This window comes from Nostoc sp. (genome assembly GCF_036916575.1).
GTDB lineage: Bacteria > Cyanobacteriota > Cyanobacteriia > Cyanobacteriales > Nostocaceae > Nostoc.
The window spans coordinates 18,682-38,132 of sequence record NZ_JBALGC010000128.1 but is presented as its reverse complement, the minus strand read 5'-3'; the positions used below and the strand labels follow the sequence as shown (position 1 = coordinate 38,132).

Here is a 19,451-nt window from a genome sequence, read left to right as displayed (position 1 = left end):
ACGGAGCTTTTACCATGAACTTTAAAAAAATACGCGATCTAACATTTATTCTGCACCGCTATCTTGGTTTAGTAGTAGGACTGGTGCTGGTTATCGTTGGCCTGACAGGTAGCTTGTTGGTGTTTGAGCAAGATTTTGACCGCTTTGCGATCGCTCAACAGTATGGACAGATTACTGCCCAACAGGTGCAGTTAGTATCCCCAGAGTCTGTAATGAATACAATTAAGACGAAGTATGCTGCACGAAGCGATCTCCATCTTTTTCGGATTTATTTACCAAATACTCCAACTTCTCCCTACGTGGGACAATTGTCAACAATTAAAGATCAAAGGACAGAAGTTTTTCTCAATCCTTATACAGGCAAAATTATTGGTGAGCGGATATCAGATAACACCTTAATAGGTATGATTTTTAGTCTGCACTATGGCCTAATGGCAGGCGAAACCGGAACTATAATTGTTGGCATTGCTGCCTTTTTTATGTGTATGCTCACCATCACAGGTTTAATTCTTTGGCCTGGTTGGCGTAGATTGATTGCAGGCTTCAAAATTAAGCTTAATGCCCATCCTAAACGCGCCAACTTTGATATTCATAAAGTGGCTGGTATTATCGCTGTGGTTTTTTTATTCTTTACTGGCTTTACGGGTTTTTGTTGGAACTTCTACGATTTGACTGAGCCAATTATTTACGCTGTGACATTCACCTCAAAACCATCCGAGCCAGTCTCCAAGCCAATTCCTGGGAAATCGATTTTAAATCTAATCCAACAACTGAAAATTGCCGATGCTGCCTTACCTGGTGCTGTTACCAAAAGTATTTATTTTCCTAGTAAACCAGAAGAAGCTTTACAAATTCGCATGAAGTTACCACAGGAAAATGTAGAGTATGGTAATAGCAATGTTTATCTCGATCAATACAGTGGTAAGGTTTTACGAATTGATAATGCTTTAAAGTTACCATTGGGCGATCGCGTCCTCAACTCTTTTGTATCTTTGCACTATGGCACATTTGGTGGCTTACCCACCCGTATCCTCTACGTATTTGTTGGGCTTGCACCATTAATTTTATTTATTACTGGCTTTGTGATGTGGCGGTATCGTTACCGAACAAAAACAACTACAAAACATAGGATTTATACAACTTCAAGTTGAAGCTTACAAATTGGCATTTTTATTTACTCAGTGATTTGGCGATCGCGCAGCAGAAATCAAAGGCGATCGCCTTGATTCTAAGCGATCGCTTTATTTTCGTCCTCATGAAATTGAACATTTGCATCACGCTAAAGCTATTTTAAATCAAAGGTTGTCGCATCCACCTTCTCTGCTCAATCTAGCTGAAGAAATCGGACTCAATGACTTTAAGCTCAAGCGGGGATTTCGGGAAGTTTTTGGAACTACGGTGTTGGGATATGTGCAATCTCTACGGCTAGAGCAAGCACAACAGCTACTTCGAGGCACTAATCTCACAGTTGCAGAAATTGCTTCTCAAGTAGGGTACGAAAGCATAACTCATTTTCGGCATCTATTTAAGCGGCAGTTTGGCATCACTCCTAGAGAATATCGTCAGCAAAAAGGTTTGTAGCAAAAAGGACATCCCGATTTCGCTGTAAAAAATCCGGTTTCAGTATCTATGCGATCGTTCAAGCTGCTTTGGCCAACGCATCACTTGCTCAAATTGACTTTCCAGAAAAACCAGAAGACGGTTTTGGGTTTAGCTTTGATCTTGGAGATGTTTCTGTTGATCTGCATAGTGGCAAGGTACAGGTATATAAGCCGACGACTTCATCGTTGGGCGATCGCGTCCTCAATTCTTTCAACGATTTGCACTATGGTACTTTCTGGGGATTTCCATCCCGTATTTTCTACTTGTTTGTCGGACTTATACCGCTAATTTTATTTATCACTGGCTTTGTGATGTGGTGGTATCGCAAACGCAAGCACAAAGATAATTATCTTATCAACAGAGTTATATAAAATAATTCCCAAATAATCGGAATTTAGGGACATTTACCATGCAACCATTGAAATGATTCTCAATTGGTTTGGCGTCAAAGTACTCCACATAAATTGAGTCTAATTTACGTGAATTTACCTATTGTTTCTTTGCGGTCTTTATGGAACTATCCTTTACATCCCAACTAAATGTATTAAATCGATAGAGTTACCGTAGTTTAATAAAAGCCAGAAATATGAAAATCTCTATGAGGCTGACATTCAACCAGGGACAGTTGAGTTGTAGAGACACGGCATCAGCAAGATTCTCTACCGAAACCAAAAATTGCGTAGGCGCAGCCCACCGTAGACATCGCTATTGGGAATTAATCTGATGTCTCTCACAAAATCTGTAGAACCCGCTTCAGTCCACAGCCGAATTCTTGTGCCTCAGCGGTATCATAGGCAACCTGTAATTTCTCGACTGGTGTCTCGTTATGGTTTAACCGTCAATATCAAAGCTGCATCCCTGACATCAGATAGTGACAGCGATGGCTGGTTTGATTTGGAACTTTCGGGAAATCCCCAAAAACTCACAAATAGCCTATCTTACTTGCAAGGATTGGGAGTGAATTTGCTGCAATTAGCGATCGCTAACCAGATTCAACCCAACCAGCACTGTTTACCTTTCCCCAATCCAACTAGCAAGCTGAATCCCAAAGACTCTGCATCGCTGACAAATCAATGGCAAGAACAATTCCAGCAATGGATTTCTCTAGGTCAAACCAATCGATTGCGCTTGCAACTGTGCGTCTTAAAAACCTATTACGAGGAACCGGTGATTTCGGAGTTAGTTTCTCGTTATGGACTAACAGTCAATATCACCAGTGCTAGACTTCAACCCGATATGCAAGATGACGGCTGGTTTGACTTGGATTTGTGGGGGAGAACAAAGCAACTCTACTCTAGCCTGAGTTATTTAGAAAAACTGGGGCTACCGATTTGGCTGGATTTGTCTAGCGTTTATAGCGATGGCTAGTTAATAACCGTCAAACCAATTCTCAAACCAGATTATCACTGGTTCCTTGAGTCTATGAAAAAAGCCAAGTCACTCAGATTCGTCTGCGGATACATGTTCCCAAATGCTATCTGCAAACGCCTGTGATTTCGCAGTTAATTTCTGCTTACGGCTTGGTAGTTAATATTACTAAAGCTATGCTACAACCAAATACAGATGCAGAAGGATGCTTTGACATTGAACTGCGGGCAACACTGCCACAAATATGTAGCGGTCTGGCTTACCTGGAATCCCTGAATCATAGAATTGTGGGCAAGTCGAATGCTGATGGCAATAGTTGGTTTTGCTGAAATAATTTAAATTTCGTAGTACCAAATTTCTTCTTCTCGCAGCACAATTCGATGCAGAGAAAGACGATCAATCAAGCCCTCTTGCTCAAACTGCCCAAGAACACGAGTGATGGTAACACGAGTTGAACCGAGCATTTCCGCCAGGTCTTCATGAGTCAGACGCATATCTATTAAACGTCCTTTCTCAACTTCAAAACCAAACTTTTTGGATAACCATGCCAACAGCTTGATAAGCATAGTATCCACTTTTTTATGGCTACGAATGATCATCAATTCTTGAGCCTGTTGGATATGAGCAAGCAGAGTTTCTGTTAGTTGAGTCCATTCCTCTAAACGTAAGACCGTCGCTTCCACTTTAGTTAAGCATTCCATCTGATAAGGTTCTAATTTTGACAAAGCCTTACCAACAATATCTCCAGGACCCCACAATCCCAGAGCAACGGTTGTACCATCTTCCAGATAGGTAAAAGTCCGCACAAAACCCGTTTCAATCTTCCAAAGTCCGTTTTGATGCTCTGGGAGAAATGACCTACGGGCAAAAATTTGCTTAGTATTATTACTGCTTGTGCTAGAGAAGCTTGTGTACAAAGACACCATATATAACACTATTTTCCGATAAATTAACCGTAGTATTATATATTTATATCAGGTTCTAAGAGCTTATGAGTATTTTAAAGAGGGGAGTAGGGAGATGAGGGGCACAAGGGCAGGGGGAGAAAGAATAACTAATAATGCCCAATGCCCCATGCCCAATGCTTTAAATTAAATTCCCGCACCATCAAGAAAATCTTCAATCACCCCATCATAATTTTTGCTCTTAGGGTTGTCGGTTGGTTCGTCGCCAAGCTCATTTGGGGACAAACTTGATTGATCTTCCAACTGCTCGAACTGTTTCTCTAGAGCCTTGACGCGTTCAAATAAAGCGCGGATTACTTCAGCTTCTACGTCGCGTACTTTATCATGATCCAGAACATTGGTAGGTAAGTTGTTTTGACGAGTCACACGCCCTGGAATCCCAACTACGGTAGTGTTACTGGGCACGTCTCGCAGCACCACAGAACCGGCTCCAATCCGGACACGATCGCCAATTTGAATATTTCCCAAAACCTTCGCACCCGTTCCCACAACTACATGAGAGCCTAAAGTTGGATGGCGTTTGCCGCTTTCTTTCCCCGTCCCGCCAAGGGTGACGCCTTGATAAATTAGGGCATAGTCACCCACGATCGCTGTCTCACCAATCACTACTCCCATTCCGTGGTCAATAAACACTCCCTGACCAATTAATGCCCCAGGATGGATTTCAATCCCGGTTAAAAACCGACTAATATGAGAGAGAAACCGAGGTATGAAGGGAATTCCCATTTTATGCAGCCAGTGTGCCAATCGATGAAACACTAAGGCATGAAGTCCAGGGTAACAGAATAATACTTCTAGCCAGTTACGGGCTGCTGGGTCACGCTCAAAAATGGTTTGCAAATCAGTTAGTAGCATACTCAGTTGAGATTTTCGTTGGTAAGTGAGGCTCTGAAAACAGAAACTCAGGATAATTCCCACAAAAAGATCAAGTCATTTATGGGAATTGTGTAAGATAATAATCTACGGTAAGTCGATAGAGTAAAGTGTTTTGTGGGGAGATAAGTGGGATGCTATCACATTCCACACTTTCATAAAAATTAATTTCGCATAAACTGCGATAAGTCCCTCAATTCACCGTAGTATATTGAGTACAGTCTTGAATAGCCAAAACTACGCTCTCTTGGATCTGTCTTCCAAAGTGGAATACGCGCTGCTGGCACTCTTAGAACTGGCAAGCCACCACGGAAAAAAACTTCCTCTAACCATGAGCGAGATCACTGCCAAGCAACCCATACCTGAGCGCTATCTGGAACAAATTTTAACCAACCTCCGGCGTGCTGGTGTGGTGCAGAGTCAACGCGGCTCTAAAGGAGGTTTCGTTTTAGTTCGTGAACCTTGGCAGATTACAATACTTGAAATTGTCACTTTGGTAGAAGGCGAGCGGAAAGAGAAAGATACCTCTGACTCTCCGACTCTAGAAAAGACTCTGGTATATGAAGTTTGGGAGCAAGCTAACGCAGCCTCAATTGAAGTTTTGGGTCGCTATACACTCCAAGACTTGTGCCAGGAAAGAGAAACTCGCGCCCAGCAAAGTCCGATGTATTATATTTAGACACGACGGAGTACCCAGATGCGGATAGCGAAAGATATCACAGAGTTAATCGGACGAACTCCTTTAGTTCAATTAAACAAGATTCCCCAAGCTTCGGGAGCGGTTGCTCAGATTGTAGTGAAGCTAGAAAGCATGAACCCAGCATCTTCTGTGAAAGACCGGATTGGCGGGAGTATGGTGGAAGCGGCCGAAGAAGCTGGCTTAATTCACCCTGGAAAAACTGTTTTAGTAGAGCCGACTTCTGGTAATACAGGAATTGCGCTAGCGATGGTGGCGGCCGCTAAGGGTTACCATCTTATTCTAACGATGCCTGACACAATGAGCCAGGAAAGACGATCCATGCTCAAAGCTTATGGCGCTCAACTAGAGTTAACGCCAGGGGTAGAAGGGATGCGAGGAGCGATCGGTCGTGCAGAGCAGATTTTAGCTCAAACGCCCAATGCTTATATGTTGCAGCAGTTTCGCAACCCCGCTAACCCGAAAGTTCACGCTCAAACCACAGCAGAAGAAATTTGGGATGATACCGATGGACAGGTGGATATTCTTGTGGCGGGAGTGGGTACTGGTGGAACGATCACGGGAGTTGCAGAAGTTATTAAAAAACGGAAGCCGAGTTTCCAAGCGATCGCAGTTGAACCAAGCAACAGCCCAGTATTAGCAGGTGGTAAATCAGGGCCTCACAAAATTCAGGGTATCGGCGCGGGATTTATCCCAGCAATTTACCGTTCAGAAGTGGTAGATGAAGTGATTCAGGTAGCAGATGAGGAGGCGATCGCTTACAGCCGTCGTCTAGCAAAAGAAGAAGGATTACTATCTGGCATTTCTACTGGCGCTGCTTTATACGCGGCTATTCAAGTGGCACAGCGACCAGAAAATGCCGGTTGCCTAATCGTCATGATCCAGCCTAGCTCCGGCGAACGCTACCTCAGTACCTCATTGTTCAAAGATCCAGAGGAGAATGAGTGGTTGAGTAAAGTTTGATTCCACATAGTTCCAAATTTTATAGTCAAATATAATTAGACATTTAAAACCTAGATTTAAGCAACTCCACTTTCAGCATGGACACGCCGGAATTGTGGAGTTATCCGCCTTGGATGTACTACCAAACACCCCTTATCCAGCCTTAACAAGGGATTTTACCGGAATGGCAGGCTCGTTAAAGTAAAATTCTTAATTGACCAGAGCTTGGGAAAATCAATGATACTGAGGTTGGGAATTTTAGCAAACCTTAAAGTCCAACAAAGCGATCGTCACTTCCTAACTCTCTGTGATCAAAGAGTTGAAACCTGTGGAAAATATTTCACCAAGGAATTTTAGCTTAGGTTTTAGGAGACCATAGTGCTAAAACATTTAAACCTTTGTGGGACATTGTTTGCTGTTGGCAGTGCTATTTTTATGTGACGGATGGATGGATAGTTTACCCCAGTTTTATTACAGCAGTTTTCATATATTTGAACCACATCTGTCGTAGGGGTACAGCAATGCTGTGCCCGTAGAGCGTGGTCTATTTACCTGAAAATAGCTGTAACCCAAAAGATCATATCGTCACTAAAACATATATGACCAAAGTAGAAGGTGAAAAACACGTTTACGTCATTATCTTGCACGCCTACATTGAAAAACATTATATTATTGTCAATCAGTGGATATACCTAAATACTAATTAAATTATTACTTCATTGTTAAAAGTATAGAGAAATACCTGTATTTAGCTAATTCATCCCCCATTTATGCAACGCCGGATTTTTCTCTAACATTTTCATTTGCACCTATGTCACTTACACTTATGACGACAATAGCAGCTAGTCTTTGGATCATTTTTATTAGAGATTGGTTGCGAACATCATTCGCGAACCAATCTCCCCTTTCTACATCCCGTGAAAAGTCAGATCTGCCGATCTACCGTTTATAAAGTTATATAACTTTTTGCATTATTTATAGCTAACAAGTTGATAACTCAATACAAACAGTTTGTGGCTGACTACAACTTAGCCAGAAAAAATCAATTATTTCCGACTCTATAGTTGAGTAAAGTCTTTAAGGAGGGTCAATTATGAAACATCCATTTGATCTAAAAATTGCTGAACTCGAATCTGTTGATTTAAAGATTACAACGTTAAGCGATGACGAAGCCAATCAAGTTTGTGGTGGTTCGGCAATTGTGACCAAAACTGTAGGTGAAGAAAGTGGTACGGTTACTACCCTAGTTGTAGGTGAAGAAGGTGGTACAGTTACTACCCTAGCTGTAGGTGAAGAAGGTGGTACGGTTACTACCCACGCTCTGTGTGAAGAAGGTGGTACGGTTACTACCCACGCTCTGTGTGAGGAAGGTGGTAGGGCTACTGCTACTACCCAAGCTCTGTGTGAGGAAGGTGGTAGGGCTACTACCCAAGCTCTGGGCGAGGAAGGTGGTAAGGGACTTGCGTAGTTCTGGGTGAAAAAGGTGGTCGCTCTTAACCCAAAAATTTTTGGGTTAAAACCTTGAATAACTGCCTTAAATCTAGCTGACTGATGACAGCATAATATATGGAATACTACGTTCAATGTATTGTGCTGCACTTTTATTGCAATAGCTTCGCCACCAAATTGGCGAAGTATTGTTATTGAGGAATTATTTTTCTAAAAAATTACTATTTTGAGATGAATATTTTAATTTTGGGTAATTCTCAAGATGCTCATGCATTAGCTATGCAGCAAGCTCTTACTGAGGCAGGAGCGACAGCAGATTATTTTGATACTTATTCTTTCCCAACTAAATTAAAAATATCTTGGAAGCCAAAAACACAAATAGGGAGTTTAATATTACCTCAAGGAAGTAAGTTAGAAATGGGAGAAATACATAGTGTTTTCTGGCGAAGTTTTTCTGGTGTTTCTGTACCGTTTTTAAACAATTATGATCAGCAAAACATTGCTATCAATGATTCAATGAGTACTCTGCGCTCTTTCATGCAGGCTTGTCAGGGGCGTTGGGTAAATTCTTGGCAAGCGTACCAGCTTCATAAAGAAAAACCTATACAACTAAGTATGGTGAACAATATAGGGGTTTCAATTCCACAGACTCTTGTCAGTAATGATGCAGAACAAATTATTCACTTTACTGACTCTTTAGATAAAGCTATCTTTAAGCCTGTCTATGGAGGCACATATACTAAACTAGTAACAGCAGAACATCTAGACCCAAAACGATTAAATTTAGCCCTACGAATTTCTCCGGTAAAGATACAGGAATATATTCCTGGTACTAATATTCGTAGCTATGTAATTGGTGAGTCAATTTATGCTGCTGAAATTCGCACTAGTCAGTTAGATTTTCGCCTAGACGAAAAAAGTGAATTGATTCCATTAGAACTACCTTCTTCGGTTCAAAAGCAATGTTTAGACATTGCTAAAGTATTAATGCTGGAGTGGACAGCCATTGACTGGCGTCTAAAACCTAGTGGCGAATATGTTTTCCTCGAAGCAAACCCGAGTCCAATGTTTTTGCATTTTGAGAAAAAAACAGGTTTTCCCATTACTCAACAATTAGTTAGGTTATTGATGCAGTAGCTCTGGTAAAAATGCTTAATGAGCCAAGTGCTACTTACCACTCTCAGTAAATCGCAAAGTTTTTCTCAACAGCGCTCGCCAATCCTAAATATTCTTTAATCTAAAATTGGCTTGGTTATTTATTAAAATTTTCGCTAATTTCATCGGTACTTTCATTATTTTTCACCAAAATCATCAAACACAAACAACTAGCAGCTAGCTTTATTAAGCTCAAAGCTCCACTTTTTAATACAATAAAAGCGCCTAATCCTATAAGAACAAAAGGTACAAGATTATTAAGGTAGCGAGTCAATACATCAGCGATGACTCTGTTATTAGTTAATTTGTATGCAGCGTAGCACCAAACTCCTAACAAGAGAAAAAATAATCCGATAATTACTACAAAACTTTCTAAGTTGCTGCTAGCAAATAAAGGTACGTAGACACTAATATTATCGCTACCATTGGCAATTGTAACGGCTGCCACACTATAAGCTTGGGGAGAAAAAAAACTAGTAATTGTTGATGCTTCAGTTTCTTCTGTTGCAGCTACAACTTCTTTTGATGAATTTTCTTCCCGATTTACTAAGCTACTGAGACCTATGGACATTGGTAGTAAACCAAGTAATCCAATCCAGCTTTTTGATAAAACTAACCCACCAAATAAACCAGGAAGACTAAGAATTAACAGAACCGTAAAACCTAGAAACTGACCAGCAATTATATGCCGGGGGCGAAAGTTAGCATTTATTTGAGAAAAAAACAACAATAGAATAACAATATCATCAATGTTAGTGGCAATGAATGCAATTGCCCCTGTAGTAATTGCAGTAACTAACTCGTTCATATTTTATGACAAACATAGACATGCTTTTACGTATTGGGGAGCATTTTACCCTGCGTCCAGCTACTTTCTCTGACGCGATTCGTTCAAAAACTAATCTTCACTAATCATTAAGCAAGGCATCAAAAGCTGAAACTAGATTACTTTGTCATTTTAAAGCTTAGTTGTGCTAGAAGGATAAAATAATTAGTAATTGATAATGACGCTCTCTACCAGACGCTGCACGTAGCTTGCTTACCCGCAGGGGTACGCGGACTCGCTAAGGTAATTTATAATTGAATTAGTATTGGGATTTGGACTGCAACTTTTTTCTAGACCACTAAGAAAGACAATTTAGTGGGGGACTTACAGCTATTTTCAGGTAAATAGACCACGCTCTACGGGCACAGCATTACTGTGCCCCTACGACAGATGTGGTTCAAATAGATGAAAACTGCTGTAAACCCAACAATTACGAATTACGAATTAGTTAATTTGGTATGGTAATAAATCGTAGGTTATAAAAATCCAGCATGAGTAAGCTAGGGACAACCTTCAGTGAAGGGATAATTGCCTTTATAGCCACTAACATAGATGACATCATTATCTTGTTAATATTTTTTTCACAGGTAGATGTTAATTTTCGACGGCGGCATATCTTACTCGGTCAATATCTGGGTTTTTCAGCCATTATCATCGCTAGCTTACCAGGATTTTTTGGTGGCTTGGTCGTACAGCGAGAATGGATAGGATTGCTAGGACTGCTACCAATAGCAATTGGGATTCAACAATTAGTATATAAAACAGAAGAAACTATAACAGTTCAGACAGTCAGCAGTGATTTTAGGCAGTCCACACCTACTAACCCGGTATTGTCTTTTATTTTGAGTGTTTTGCACCCCCAAACCTATAAAGTGGCAGGAGTAACTGTTGCTAATGGTGGTGACAATATTAGTATATATATCCCTTTATTCGCTGGTCATGATCTTGCCAGCTTGGGAGTAATTTTAAGTATATTTTTTATCATGGTAGGGGTTTGGTGTGCGATCGCTTATTTTTTAAGCCGTCAACCTACCATTGCTTATATTTTAAGTCGCTACGGTAAAGCTGTCGTACCTTTTGTGTTGATTGGCTTGGGTCTGTTCATTATGTATGAACGAGGTACATTTACTCTACTGCCTCGGGTGAGAAGTTAATCAATGTTGGATGTTGAATGCTGGATTTGGAATTGAAAATCTAAAATTGGTCATACCTGATGAACTAATTTCCAACTCACCATCATCAAGATTGCGTAAATAATAAACCGTAGTGGGCGTTGCGGAGCTACTTGGCAGATTTTAGCACCTAGTAACACCCCTGGCACAGAGCCTAGCCATATAGGCACTACCAGACTCCAATCAACCGTTCCCAGGCTGAGGTGACCGAGGGCTGTAAACAGCAGCAAAATTGCTGCGTGTGAAATATCTGTACCCACTAACTTCCGGGCATCAAGCCGGAAAAACCCAATCAGTACCAGGGCAAACATTGAACCTGATGAGACGCTAGTTAGACCAACTAAACAGCCTAAAATTGCTCCTAAAGTGATTGTTAAGAAGCGACCAAAGTTAGTTTTTAAGTCTAACTTTGGCAGTTCAGGTAAATTAAATTTGGGGAAAAAAGTCAATAACAACAATTGCACTAGTGCTAATACTGTGACTAGCAAAATCATCCCGCCAAGCAAACGGAGCAAGATGTTATCCAGGTTATACTCACCTGTACGTTTAATTAAGTGCAAAATCCCCACCCCGAACAGTGAGCCTGGAACACTCCCAAATGCCAGCCATTTGACAACTTCTGTATCAAGGGTTTTCTGTTCCCAATGTTTGACGCTACCAACAATCTTCATCAATGTAGCAGCCACAACATCAGAACTCACAGCGATAGAAGGCGGAACCTGAAAAACAAAAATCAACATTGGGGTGATGAGAGAGGCTCCGCCAATTCCCGTCAAACCAACGATGATACCAACAAAAAAGCTTAAGAACGGTAGTAATAAATAGTGCATACTCTTTGGGGGTTTCAAGTACAATCAGATTGAACTGAAAGTCAGCTAGAGCTTCACTACTAGAGAGCCGCAACCCAGCCGAACTGTAGCCCAGTGCCAGACAGAGCTAGGGGTAGTAACTTATTGTGTTTCTCAAAGGATGAGTGATACAAAGGTTATCCAGCTAAAAGTTGGGGTAGAGGTTTCCTGGATAACTCAAAATCGGTCTGGAAGTTTTGGAAGCATGACAGACTGGGATTTAGCTAAAACAGACTTTGATAACTATTTATGGGTCAGTTGCTCTGCTTAACTCAACTCCTGACTGATTTTTCTAAGGTTTTACATATAAAAGCCGGTAAGACGATGAACTTACCGTATTTTAATAGTAAACATGATTAAACGTCCAGCGTATTCGCGTTGTATATCGCTAGATTATCTGAACCCTTGACTTGCAAGCACCTATCATGCTATATTAATCAGACCATTCGGTCGGTAATATTTTATTTACAGCAATTTTCAATTCAATCAAATTACACTACTTCCTACTCTCCGTAGTCCATTCATCTAATAAATCGCTGTAATGTCCAAAGGCGAAGAAACAAAAAGCAGAATTCTCTATCAAGCAGCCGAACTGTTTAACCAACAGGGATATGCAGGCTCATCAATGTCAGACATCATGCGTGTTACTGGATTGCAGAAAGGAGGAATTTACAATCACTTCCAAAGCAAAGATGATCTTGCGCTACAGGCTTTTGACTTTGCGATCGCACGCATCAATCAGCATACTAGATTTGCATTACGAAGCAAACGCCACGCAGTAGAACGCCTGCAAGCAATCATTGGCGTATTTAGTAGCTTCGCAGAAAATCCACCTATCAAGGGAGGGTGTCCACTGCTGAATACTGCTGTGGAGAGTGATGATGCTCATCCAGCGTTGCGAGAACGTGCTCAACAGGCGATGAACTCTTGGCTGAATCTGATTCGTCGAATTATTGAAACGGGAATTGAAAAGGGTGAAATTCACCCGGAAGTGAGTGCTGATGAAATCGCTACCATCATAATTGCAACGCTAGAAGGAGCCGTAATGATCAGCAAGCTTTATGGAGATTCAATTCACATGCACAGGGTAATTAATCACCTGAATCAATACTTGGAAACTCACCTTTAAGTGTATGGTACAAATCAAGCTATATGGTTTAGCAGACAAATTAAATCCTGTTCAAACGGAGCTATCAAATATAATCCATGTCTCTGTTATTGAGGTTTTACAGCTTCCGCCTGAAAAAAGATTTCACCGCTTTTTTCCACTGAATAAATCAGATTTTTACTATCCAACTGATAGATCAGACAATTATCTGATTATCGAAATTAGTATGTTTGATGGACGCTCGGTGGAAACAAAAAAACAGTTGATTCGCCTGCTGATTAAAAATATTAATGAACAGTTGAATATTTCTGTGTACGATATTGAAATTACAATTTTTGAAACGCCTAAATCTAATTGGGGAATTAGAGGTTTACCTGGCGATGAGTTAATCTTAAACTACAAAGTAGAAGTTTGAAACTATCTATTATGGTTAATGGGTTACTAGTAAATTAATATTACCCAATTGTCTTATTCCCATTCCAGAGGAATTACAAAAGAAATATTTAGAGAATCAAAAAGTAAATCTGAAAGATCATTTATAAAGTAACTCTCAGAAGTGAGGAAAATTTCTCTTCATCACTCCTCATAAGCTATTCCTTACACTTGCTTTCGGTACAACAGTTTACTGAAGTCAAGGAGAAAAGGAAAATTACATTCCCTTGCTCAAAATCCTGTAATCAGCCTATTTGCTACGGATGTTGTAAGAACAATTATGTATTGCTATTACCGACGTTAATCAATTTTTAAATACACCAATTTACTTAGCACCAACTAATATACTTTCTATGTCTTCTAGCTGCACCACTCCTGAAAAAGTTGGACTATTAATTACAAAGAAAGGTGTGCCAGGAACACGCAATTTCTCAGCTAGCTGGATATCTTTATTAATTACGGGAGTGGCAAGAGTCAGGTCGCGTTTAAATTTACCTAAATCCAGATTCAGTTTTTTAGCAATATCTAAATATAACGCCTCACCTAGTTGCTTTTGATTAGTAAATAGCGCATCATGATATTCCCAAAATTTACCTTGCTGATATGCCGCCCAAGCCGCTGTCGCAGCTGGCAATGCTTCAGCATGAATTGAAGTCAGCGGGAAATTCTTGTAAACTAATTTTACTTTATCTGGATATTTTACTAACAATTGTTTCAGGGTTTTATGCGCCTCAGCACAATAGGGACATTGAAAATCTGAAAATTCTATTAGCACAGTTTTTGATTGAGTTGAACCTGTGGTGGGAGACTCACCAATCACTGTTTGAGGATTCTTCTTAAAATCCTGTAAAAATGCTTGCTGTGCTTGTTTTACTTTCTGTTGTTGTTGCTGCTGATAGGCTTGAACAGATTCAATAAGTACCTCTGGGTGTTCCCGGATAATTTGTAATACTTGCTGTTCCAACTGTGGATCAATACGGCTAGCAGCTTGTGCAGGAATTGACCAGGTAACAACCAAAGATAGCAGACCTATTGCTGTCCAAGTACGCACATACTGAAATAAGGGACTAAACCAATCAAAAAATATACCCATACAAAAACTCATAAATATTTTTATCTAACTAATAGACGCGCAGTCGCTTCGACTTAAAAGCACACTCCAATTTAAAATCCCATAATTAAAGTTATGAGAATTTTCTTTTTACTTATTAAAAAGATCCAGCAATCATCCCAGCAAGTAAAATAAAACCAATCCAGACGTTTTGCCGAAACATTTTACCATAAATAGGATTAGGTAAGTCTGGCTGTTTTAATCGCAGAGACTGCCAAACCCATCCGATAGTAGCAACTGCAAGGCTAATCCAGAAGGCTAAGTGCAGATGTATGAGTACACCTAACCAAGCCAATAACAAGATTGTGCCAGCAAAGAAAATTCCAATAGCTACAGGGGCATAATTCCCAAAAAATAGAGCGCTAGAATTAATACCAATGCGGTGATCGTCTTCCTTGTCGCTCATGGCGTAAACTGTATCAAATCCCAATGTCCACAATACAGTCGCGCCCCAAAGTAACCAAGTTGGTTGGGAGATGGTTTGTGTGACTGCACTCCAGCTAATTAACACGCCAAAACCCCAAGCGATGGAAAGCACCAGTTGCGGTACAGGAAACACCCGCTTTGCACCTGGATAAAGCAGAATTACAGGCACTGCTGCTACACATAACCAGAAACTCAGGGGGTTAAGATAAAAGGCCAAGACTGCTGCACATGCTAGCGAGACTATAGCGACTACAATCCCAACTTTCACAGACAGGGCGCGAGAAGCGAGGGGGCGATCGCGTGTTCTCTCCACTTGTGGATCAATATCCCGATCCCACAAATCATTGACAACACACCCAGCCGCACTCGTGGCCAGAGTACCCAATATAATTACACCAACTAGAGGTAAAGGCGGTTTCCCAGAAGCTGCCAAAAATACAGCCCAAAGGGCAGGAATCATTAAAATTAACCGTCCTTCTGGTTTATGCCAGCGCAAAAGCCGGATAATTACAAGCCAAACTGGTTGCTGGGGGCGTTCTGGCGTCGTTAACATAGAAATCAACAAATAACTTTAGATAGATGAATTCACACATCTTTACATCTATAGAATAACGTCATTTAATATTTGTAAAAACATGCTTCCATTCGCCTAATTATGCCAACAATACGGCATCAATCAAGCAGATAACATACTATCATTGATTTTTTATTCTTAATTCACACATCTTTACATCTAGAGAATAACGTTATTTGTTATTTGTAAAAACATAACCCCAAGTGGCAACTTAAAATATCTTTAAATAGTCACTACGGTTAGAAGCAGTAGGGTGAATATACTTAGGTGAGTTCCCCTCAACTAAAGATGAAGAGTGCTGAGTATTTTTAACTAACTCAGTACCCAGCACCCAGTACTCAGTTTGAGCAAGTGTGTTGCAACAAATATCAGTGCCAGCTACCCCGACATACCACCGTTTGCCATTTCTTATAAAGAGAGAAAACTAGATGCTGAATTTAGTTGCTTCGGCTAGCTGGGAGAGTGTTCCGACTCAACCAACTAAGCAAGACCGGATTATTGCTGCCATTGACCTGGGAACAAATTCTCTACATATGGTAGTAGTGAAGATTGACCCCACACTACCAGCTTTCAGTATTATCGCCAGAGAAAAAGAAACCGTCAGACTTGGCGATCGCGATCTTAGTACTGGGGAACTCAAACCGGAGATAATTAAAAAGGCGATCACTGCTTTAGGACGCTTCCAAGAAGTTGCGAAAACTATCAACGCTGAAACAATCATTGCGGTGGCAACTAGTGCTGTACGGGAAGCCCCCAATGGGAAAGATTTTTTGCACAAGATAGAAACAGAGTTGGGTTTAAGCGTTGACTTGATTTCTGGTCAAGAAGAAGCGCGACGAATCTACCTTGGCGTGCTATCGGGGATGGAATTTAACAACCAGCCGCACATGATTGTTGATATTGGCGGTGGTTCCACAGAATTAATTTTGGGTGATAGTCACCAAGCACGGACTCTCACCAGTACCAAAGTCGGTGCAGTGCGACTCACTAGCGAGTTAATCACCACTGATCCCATCAGCAACACCGAGTTTCAGTATCTGCAAGCCTATGCACGCGGGATGTTAGAACGTTCTGTGGATGAGGTACTAACAAACCTCGAACTTGGGGAATCTCCGCGTTTGGTGGGTACGGCTGGTACAATTGAAACCCTAGCAATGATTCATGCACGAGAAAAGTCAGGTGTCATTCCTTCCACTCTCAATGGTTACCAGTTCAGTCTTAAAGACTTGCGGGAGTTGGTAAATCGCTTCCGGAAACTGAGTAACTCAGAAAAGGCTGCAATTCCCAGTATGCCAGATAAGCGTTCTGAAGTTATACTCGCTGGTGCAGTAATATTACAGGAAGCAATGACCCTTTTGGGTAGTGAATCGGTCACAGTTTGTGAGCGTTCTCTAAGGGAAGGCGTAATCGTAGACTGGATGCTAACCCACGGTTTAATTGAAGATAAGCTGCGCTACCAAAGTTCAATTCGGGAACGCAATGTTCTCAAACTCGCTAATAAATACCACGTCAACTTAGAATATAGCGATCGCGTCGCAACATTTGCCCAGAGTTTATTTGACCAAACTCAAGGTACACTACACCATTGGGGATCTGACGAGCGACAAATGCTGTGGGCAGCTGCAATATTACACAATTGCGGTCATTATATTAGCCATTCGTCTCACCACAAGCACTCTTACTATCTAATTCGCAATGGGGAATTACTCGGTTATACAGAAACCGAGATTGAAATCATTGCCAATTTAGCGCGTTATCATCGCAAATCGCCGCCGAAGAAAAAACATGAAAATTACCAGAATTGCCTGACTAAACATCAGCGACAAATGGTCAGTCAATTGAGTGCAATCTTAAGATTGGCAGTGGCATTGGATAGACGACAAATTGGTGCGATCGCTCAAGTGCAATGTGAGTATTATCCACAATTGAGGCAGTGTAATTTGCTAATATTCCCATCTCAACCTAATGATGACTGCGCCTTAGAACTCTGGAGTTTAGATTATAAAAAAGGAGTGTTTGAGGAAGAATTTGGAGTAAAATTAGTAGCGAGTTTAGAAAAGTCTAGCGTTGCTAGCTTCTCGTAGAAACTAGTACTCTGTCAAGCCAAAAATGACGGGTGGAGGCAGGCACGGAAAGCAGGGGAAAGCAGGGTAAGCAGGAGGAGAAAAAGAATTTTTCTAGCTCGTATTAACTCTGCAAAGTTAGCTTGACAGACTACTAAAAATTAGGGTACATAAATGTTGTGTAACGCATCTGCTTAATAAAGTATAAGCGCATATATGTGCGCTATTACAAATTATCTGTAATTTACGCATCAATACGCTTGGGTTGTAGCTTGCTTGTCTAGTAGGGGTACGTAGTAAAACCCAACAAAGTCCCGAAAATCTTGGGTTCCCCTTCTCCTGTCGGAGACGCTACGCGAACGGGAAGCCGCCCTCCGGGCGTCTACGTCCCTCAAACGCCACTTGCTTCTCCTGTCAAAGACGCGCAAAGGACAACTCTTGGAACCCCCGCAAGGCAGTGGCTCCCCAACCTACGCTGGTTTTGGTTTTTGGCTTTAACCCAGGCGTATTGATTTACGCATATGCTTTTAAAATTTAAGTGAATTCTCATATACTTTTTCATCATACTTAAGTATGAATTTAAAAACTAACTCAAGAAGTATTTTAAAAACACAAATTAGAATTAGACTATAATTAACAATCTATTTACTGTAGGTTATGTTGCTATAGGATATCTAAGCTGGAAAAACTTAGGTATCCTTTTATGAGTGCTAGGCTTGCCAGATATTAAAAGCTCTGGTGCGACGAAAGAAAAAGCGCAAGAGAAACTAATTCAACTTTTACAAGAGCGAAAACCGGAAATAGTGACTTTGGAAATTGAACCTCCCCAAAGCGAACATCCTTGCATGAAATTTGCCGGATTGTAATTAGTTCGCCAAACTTTACCTTCACCACTATCAGCTATCGGTTCACCCACTAGAGTAATCGATTGATCGGTACTGGCACAGGTGATAACTGTTATCAACTTTTACTCTCTATCAAAGAAGCACAAAAGTAAGGTTTTATCATCGTCAGTGCGAGAATTTAGCCGTTCAGAGTTGAGAAATTCTATTAGATATTTATCTTCTTTCTCTGGATTAACAGTATCATGCAAGTATTCCTCGAAAGGTTTAAAGAAAGGTGGGAAGGGTTTCCAATCGCTCAAGTGAATTGCTACTTTTTCCAGCCCATCAGTGGAAGCACAAATAAACTCTTGTTTTTCTAAAATAATCTTTACCTGCATTTCTTTTACTGCATTTGTTGAGGTGATAAAAGTTGTTTCATTGATGAACTCACCTTTATCTGGCTGAAACAACGGTTGATATTCTGACTCTTGGGAACGCACCACAATAAATCCATCCCCAATTTGCATAGCTGCAATCCAGTCAGGAGTCGCCACGAAAACCAACAACGTACAAGCTAAATCATTGACAGAATAATTTCCTTGGGCTGCTTGATTATGTAATTTTTCAAGAGTTATTTCCAGAATCTTAGCAAACAGGTTATGAACTTCTTCTTTGGACAGTGGTTGAGAAAAACCTTCCTCTAATTCTTCTTGCTTCTGAGGAGATTCATTAATATCATAAAAGCATTTGAGTACCGTTTCTACCGCCAACTTAGAACCAATATCAGAATATTTGGCACTACCAGCACCATCGGCAACAGCGCCTACAATCACATCATTAAAGATGCGATAATCCCCATAATCTTGACAACGTATCCCCTGGTTTTGATGATTTGTTCCGATAGCGTAACGCGCAACAGCTTTCCAATTCACAAAATTTCCTCTTACTGGTAATTTGACCCCATCCCATAGTTGGTAAAGCTACAGCTTGCCCTACTTTGCCACCTGAATCCTTAC

Annotated in this window: 23 protein-coding genes and 1 pseudogene; 16 read left to right on the top strand and 8 right to left on the bottom strand. The window is 40.8% G+C overall.

The window, feature by feature from the left end:
• Positions 1-14: 14 nt before the first annotated feature.
• From V7L29_RS28455 to V7L29_RS28430, 6 genes are all read left to right on the top strand, one after another.
• Positions 15-1,151, top strand: coding sequence for a PepSY-associated TM helix domain-containing protein (locus V7L29_RS28455; RefSeq protein ID WP_334737561.1), 1,137 nt, complete (start codon positions 15-17; stop codon positions 1,149-1,151).
• Positions 1,148-1,294: a hypothetical protein gene (locus V7L29_RS28450; RefSeq protein ID WP_334737560.1), complete on the top strand. Its 147-nt coding sequence runs from the start codon at positions 1,148-1,150 to the stop codon at positions 1,292-1,294. Before V7L29_RS28455 ends, V7L29_RS28450 begins: the two co-directional genes overlap by 4 nt.
• A gap of 8 nt (positions 1,295-1,302) precedes the next feature.
• Positions 1,303-1,581 (top strand): helix-turn-helix transcriptional regulator, encoded by a 279-nt coding sequence (locus tag V7L29_RS28445; protein WP_334737559.1) that lies wholly within the window; start codon positions 1,303-1,305, stop codon positions 1,579-1,581.
• A gap of 68 nt (positions 1,582-1,649) precedes the next feature.
• Entirely contained in the window at positions 1,650-1,973 is a 324-nt protein-coding gene (locus V7L29_RS28440) for a PepSY-associated TM helix domain-containing protein (protein ID WP_334737558.1), read from the top strand.
• Positions 1,974-2,325: 352 nt separating this feature from the next.
• Positions 2,326-2,970: an NIL domain-containing protein gene (locus tag V7L29_RS28435; RefSeq protein WP_334737557.1), complete on the top strand. Its 645-nt coding sequence runs from the start codon at positions 2,326-2,328 to the stop codon at positions 2,968-2,970.
• Between the two features lie 77 nt (positions 2,971-3,047).
• Complete coding sequence (locus V7L29_RS28430; RefSeq protein WP_334737611.1) at positions 3,048-3,299, top strand: NIL domain-containing protein; 252 nt, start codon at positions 3,048-3,050, stop codon at positions 3,297-3,299.
• Between the two features lie 6 nt (positions 3,300-3,305).
• Here V7L29_RS28430 and V7L29_RS28425 read toward each other — a convergent pair whose 3' ends face one another.
• Both V7L29_RS28425 and cysE read right to left on the bottom strand, forming a co-directional pair.
• On the bottom strand, positions 3,306-3,896 hold the full coding sequence (locus V7L29_RS28425; RefSeq protein WP_334737556.1) for a Crp/Fnr family transcriptional regulator: 591 nt from the start codon (positions 3,894-3,896) through the stop codon (positions 3,306-3,308).
• A gap of 165 nt (positions 3,897-4,061) precedes the next feature.
• On the bottom strand, positions 4,062-4,790 hold the full coding sequence (gene cysE / locus V7L29_RS28420; RefSeq protein ID WP_442944282.1) for a serine O-acetyltransferase: 729 nt from the start codon (positions 4,788-4,790) through the stop codon (positions 4,062-4,064).
• A 214-nt stretch (positions 4,791-5,004) separates the two neighbouring features.
• Between cysE and V7L29_RS28415 the strand changes: the two genes are divergently transcribed.
• The 5 genes and pseudogenes from V7L29_RS28415 to V7L29_RS28395 all read left to right on the top strand — a co-directional run bounded on the left by V7L29_RS28415 (position 5,005) and on the right by V7L29_RS28395 (position 9,033).
• Entirely contained in the window at positions 5,005-5,487 is a 483-nt protein-coding gene (locus V7L29_RS28415; protein WP_334737609.1) for an RrF2 family transcriptional regulator, read from the top strand.
• Positions 5,488-5,505: 18 nt separating this feature from the next.
• Complete coding sequence (gene cysK, locus V7L29_RS28410; protein ID WP_334737555.1) at positions 5,506-6,468, top strand: cysteine synthase A; 963 nt, start codon at positions 5,506-5,508, stop codon at positions 6,466-6,468.
• A 317-nt stretch (positions 6,469-6,785) separates the two neighbouring features.
• Positions 6,786-7,173: pseudogene (locus tag V7L29_RS28405) on the top strand (IS1 family transposase); the annotation flags it as partial.
• A 367-nt stretch (positions 7,174-7,540) separates the two neighbouring features.
• A complete protein-coding gene (locus V7L29_RS28400; RefSeq protein ID WP_334737554.1) occupies positions 7,541-7,915 on the top strand; it encodes a hypothetical protein in 375 nt (124 codons plus the stop codon).
• Positions 7,916-8,127: 212 nt separating this feature from the next.
• Positions 8,128-9,033, top strand: a complete 906-nt coding sequence (locus tag V7L29_RS28395) for an ATP-grasp domain-containing protein (RefSeq protein WP_334737553.1) — start codon at positions 8,128-8,130, stop codon at positions 9,031-9,033.
• A gap of 115 nt (positions 9,034-9,148) precedes the next feature.
• Here the strand turns inward: V7L29_RS28395 and V7L29_RS28390 are convergent, their stop codons facing one another.
• Entirely contained in the window at positions 9,149-9,859 is a 711-nt protein-coding gene (locus tag V7L29_RS28390) for a cadmium resistance transporter (RefSeq protein WP_334737552.1), read from the bottom strand.
• A gap of 509 nt (positions 9,860-10,368) precedes the next feature.
• On the opposite strand from V7L29_RS28390, the gene V7L29_RS28385 reads away from it, so the two are divergent.
• A complete protein-coding gene (locus V7L29_RS28385; protein ID WP_334737551.1) occupies positions 10,369-11,031 on the top strand; it encodes a cadmium resistance transporter in 663 nt (220 codons plus the stop codon).
• Positions 11,032-11,081: 50 nt separating this feature from the next.
• Here the strand turns inward: V7L29_RS28385 and V7L29_RS28380 are convergent, their stop codons facing one another.
• Positions 11,082-11,879 carry a sulfite exporter TauE/SafE family protein gene (locus V7L29_RS28380; protein ID WP_334688932.1) on the bottom strand — a complete coding sequence of 266 codons (798 nt, stop codon included), beginning with the start codon at positions 11,877-11,879 and terminating at the stop codon, positions 11,082-11,084.
• A 139-nt stretch (positions 11,880-12,018) separates the two neighbouring features.
• Here V7L29_RS28380 and V7L29_RS28375 point away from each other — a divergent pair, with 139 nt between their 5' ends.
• The 3 genes from V7L29_RS28375 to V7L29_RS28365 all read left to right on the top strand — a co-directional run bounded on the left by V7L29_RS28375 (position 12,019) and on the right by V7L29_RS28365 (position 13,420).
• The gene (locus V7L29_RS28375) at positions 12,019-12,168 is read left to right on the top strand and encodes a hypothetical protein (protein ID WP_334737550.1); all 150 of its coding nucleotides are present in this window, start codon (positions 12,019-12,021) and stop codon (positions 12,166-12,168) included.
• 270 nt (positions 12,169-12,438) lie between these two features.
• The gene (locus tag V7L29_RS28370) at positions 12,439-13,026 is read left to right on the top strand and encodes a TetR/AcrR family transcriptional regulator (RefSeq protein ID WP_334737549.1); all 588 of its coding nucleotides are present in this window, start codon (positions 12,439-12,441) and stop codon (positions 13,024-13,026) included.
• A gap of 4 nt (positions 13,027-13,030) precedes the next feature.
• The gene (locus V7L29_RS28365; protein ID WP_334737548.1) at positions 13,031-13,420 is read left to right on the top strand and encodes a tautomerase family protein; all 390 of its coding nucleotides are present in this window, start codon (positions 13,031-13,033) and stop codon (positions 13,418-13,420) included.
• 342 nt (positions 13,421-13,762) lie between these two features.
• Here the strand turns inward: V7L29_RS28365 and V7L29_RS28360 are convergent, their stop codons facing one another.
• Positions 13,763-14,530 (bottom strand): DsbA family protein, encoded by a 768-nt coding sequence (locus V7L29_RS28360; RefSeq protein WP_334737547.1) that lies wholly within the window; start codon positions 14,528-14,530, stop codon positions 13,763-13,765.
• Between the two features lie 115 nt (positions 14,531-14,645).
• Positions 14,646-15,527, bottom strand: a complete 882-nt coding sequence (locus V7L29_RS28355; protein ID WP_334737546.1) for a 4-hydroxybenzoate solanesyltransferase — start codon at positions 15,525-15,527, stop codon at positions 14,646-14,648.
• A 449-nt stretch (positions 15,528-15,976) separates the two neighbouring features.
• Here V7L29_RS28355 and V7L29_RS28350 point away from each other — a divergent pair, with 449 nt between their 5' ends.
• Positions 15,977-17,632, top strand: coding sequence for a Ppx/GppA phosphatase family protein (locus V7L29_RS28350; protein WP_334737545.1), 1,656 nt, complete (start codon positions 15,977-15,979; stop codon positions 17,630-17,632).
• 751 nt (positions 17,633-18,383) lie between these two features.
• Here V7L29_RS28350 and V7L29_RS28345 read toward each other — a convergent pair.
• Together V7L29_RS28345 and V7L29_RS28340 are read right to left on the bottom strand one after the other, a co-directional pair.
• A complete protein-coding gene (locus V7L29_RS28345) occupies positions 18,384-18,575 on the bottom strand; it encodes a hypothetical protein (RefSeq protein WP_334737544.1) in 192 nt (63 codons plus the stop codon).
• Positions 18,576-18,578: 3 nt separating this feature from the next.
• Complete coding sequence (locus V7L29_RS28340) at positions 18,579-19,367, bottom strand: PP2C family serine/threonine-protein phosphatase (protein WP_334737543.1); 789 nt, start codon at positions 19,365-19,367, stop codon at positions 18,579-18,581.
• Positions 19,368-19,451 lie beyond the last annotated feature (84 nt).

Bases quoted from the DNA above. Each gene is read 5' to 3' on its own strand.
- V7L29_RS28455 (WP_334737561.1), top strand. From the start codon at position 15: ATGAACTTTAAAAAAATACGCGATCTAACATTTATTCTGCACCGCTAT.
- V7L29_RS28435 (WP_334737557.1), top strand. From the start codon at position 2,326: ATGTCTCTCACAAAATCTGTAGAACCCGCTTCAGTCCACAGCCGAATT.
- V7L29_RS28425 (WP_334737556.1), bottom strand. From the start codon at position 3,896: ATGGTGTCTTTGTACACAAGCTTCTCTAGCACAAGCAGTAATAATACT.
- cysE (WP_442944282.1), bottom strand. From the start codon at position 4,790: ATGCTACTAACTGATTTGCAAACCATTTTTGAGCGTGACCCAGCAGCC.
- cysK (WP_334737555.1), top strand. From the start codon at position 5,506: ATGCGGATAGCGAAAGATATCACAGAGTTAATCGGACGAACTCCTTTA.
- V7L29_RS28400 (WP_334737554.1), top strand. From the start codon at position 7,541: ATGAAACATCCATTTGATCTAAAAATTGCTGAACTCGAATCTGTTGAT.
- V7L29_RS28395 (WP_334737553.1), top strand. From the start codon at position 8,128: ATGAATATTTTAATTTTGGGTAATTCTCAAGATGCTCATGCATTAGCT.
- V7L29_RS28390 (WP_334737552.1), bottom strand. From the start codon at position 9,859: ATGAACGAGTTAGTTACTGCAATTACTACAGGGGCAATTGCATTCATT.
- V7L29_RS28385 (WP_334737551.1), top strand. From the start codon at position 10,369: ATGAGTAAGCTAGGGACAACCTTCAGTGAAGGGATAATTGCCTTTATA.
- V7L29_RS28380 (WP_334688932.1), bottom strand. From the start codon at position 11,879: ATGCACTATTTATTACTACCGTTCTTAAGCTTTTTTGTTGGTATCATC.
- V7L29_RS28375 (WP_334737550.1), top strand. From the start codon at position 12,019: ATGAGTGATACAAAGGTTATCCAGCTAAAAGTTGGGGTAGAGGTTTCC.
- V7L29_RS28370 (WP_334737549.1), top strand. From the start codon at position 12,439: ATGTCCAAAGGCGAAGAAACAAAAAGCAGAATTCTCTATCAAGCAGCC.
- V7L29_RS28365 (WP_334737548.1), top strand. From the start codon at position 13,031: ATGGTACAAATCAAGCTATATGGTTTAGCAGACAAATTAAATCCTGTT.
- V7L29_RS28360 (WP_334737547.1), bottom strand. From the start codon at position 14,530: ATGGGTATATTTTTTGATTGGTTTAGTCCCTTATTTCAGTATGTGCGT.
- V7L29_RS28355 (WP_334737546.1), bottom strand. From the start codon at position 15,527: ATGTTAACGACGCCAGAACGCCCCCAGCAACCAGTTTGGCTTGTAATT.
- V7L29_RS28350 (WP_334737545.1), top strand. From the start codon at position 15,977: ATGCTGAATTTAGTTGCTTCGGCTAGCTGGGAGAGTGTTCCGACTCAA.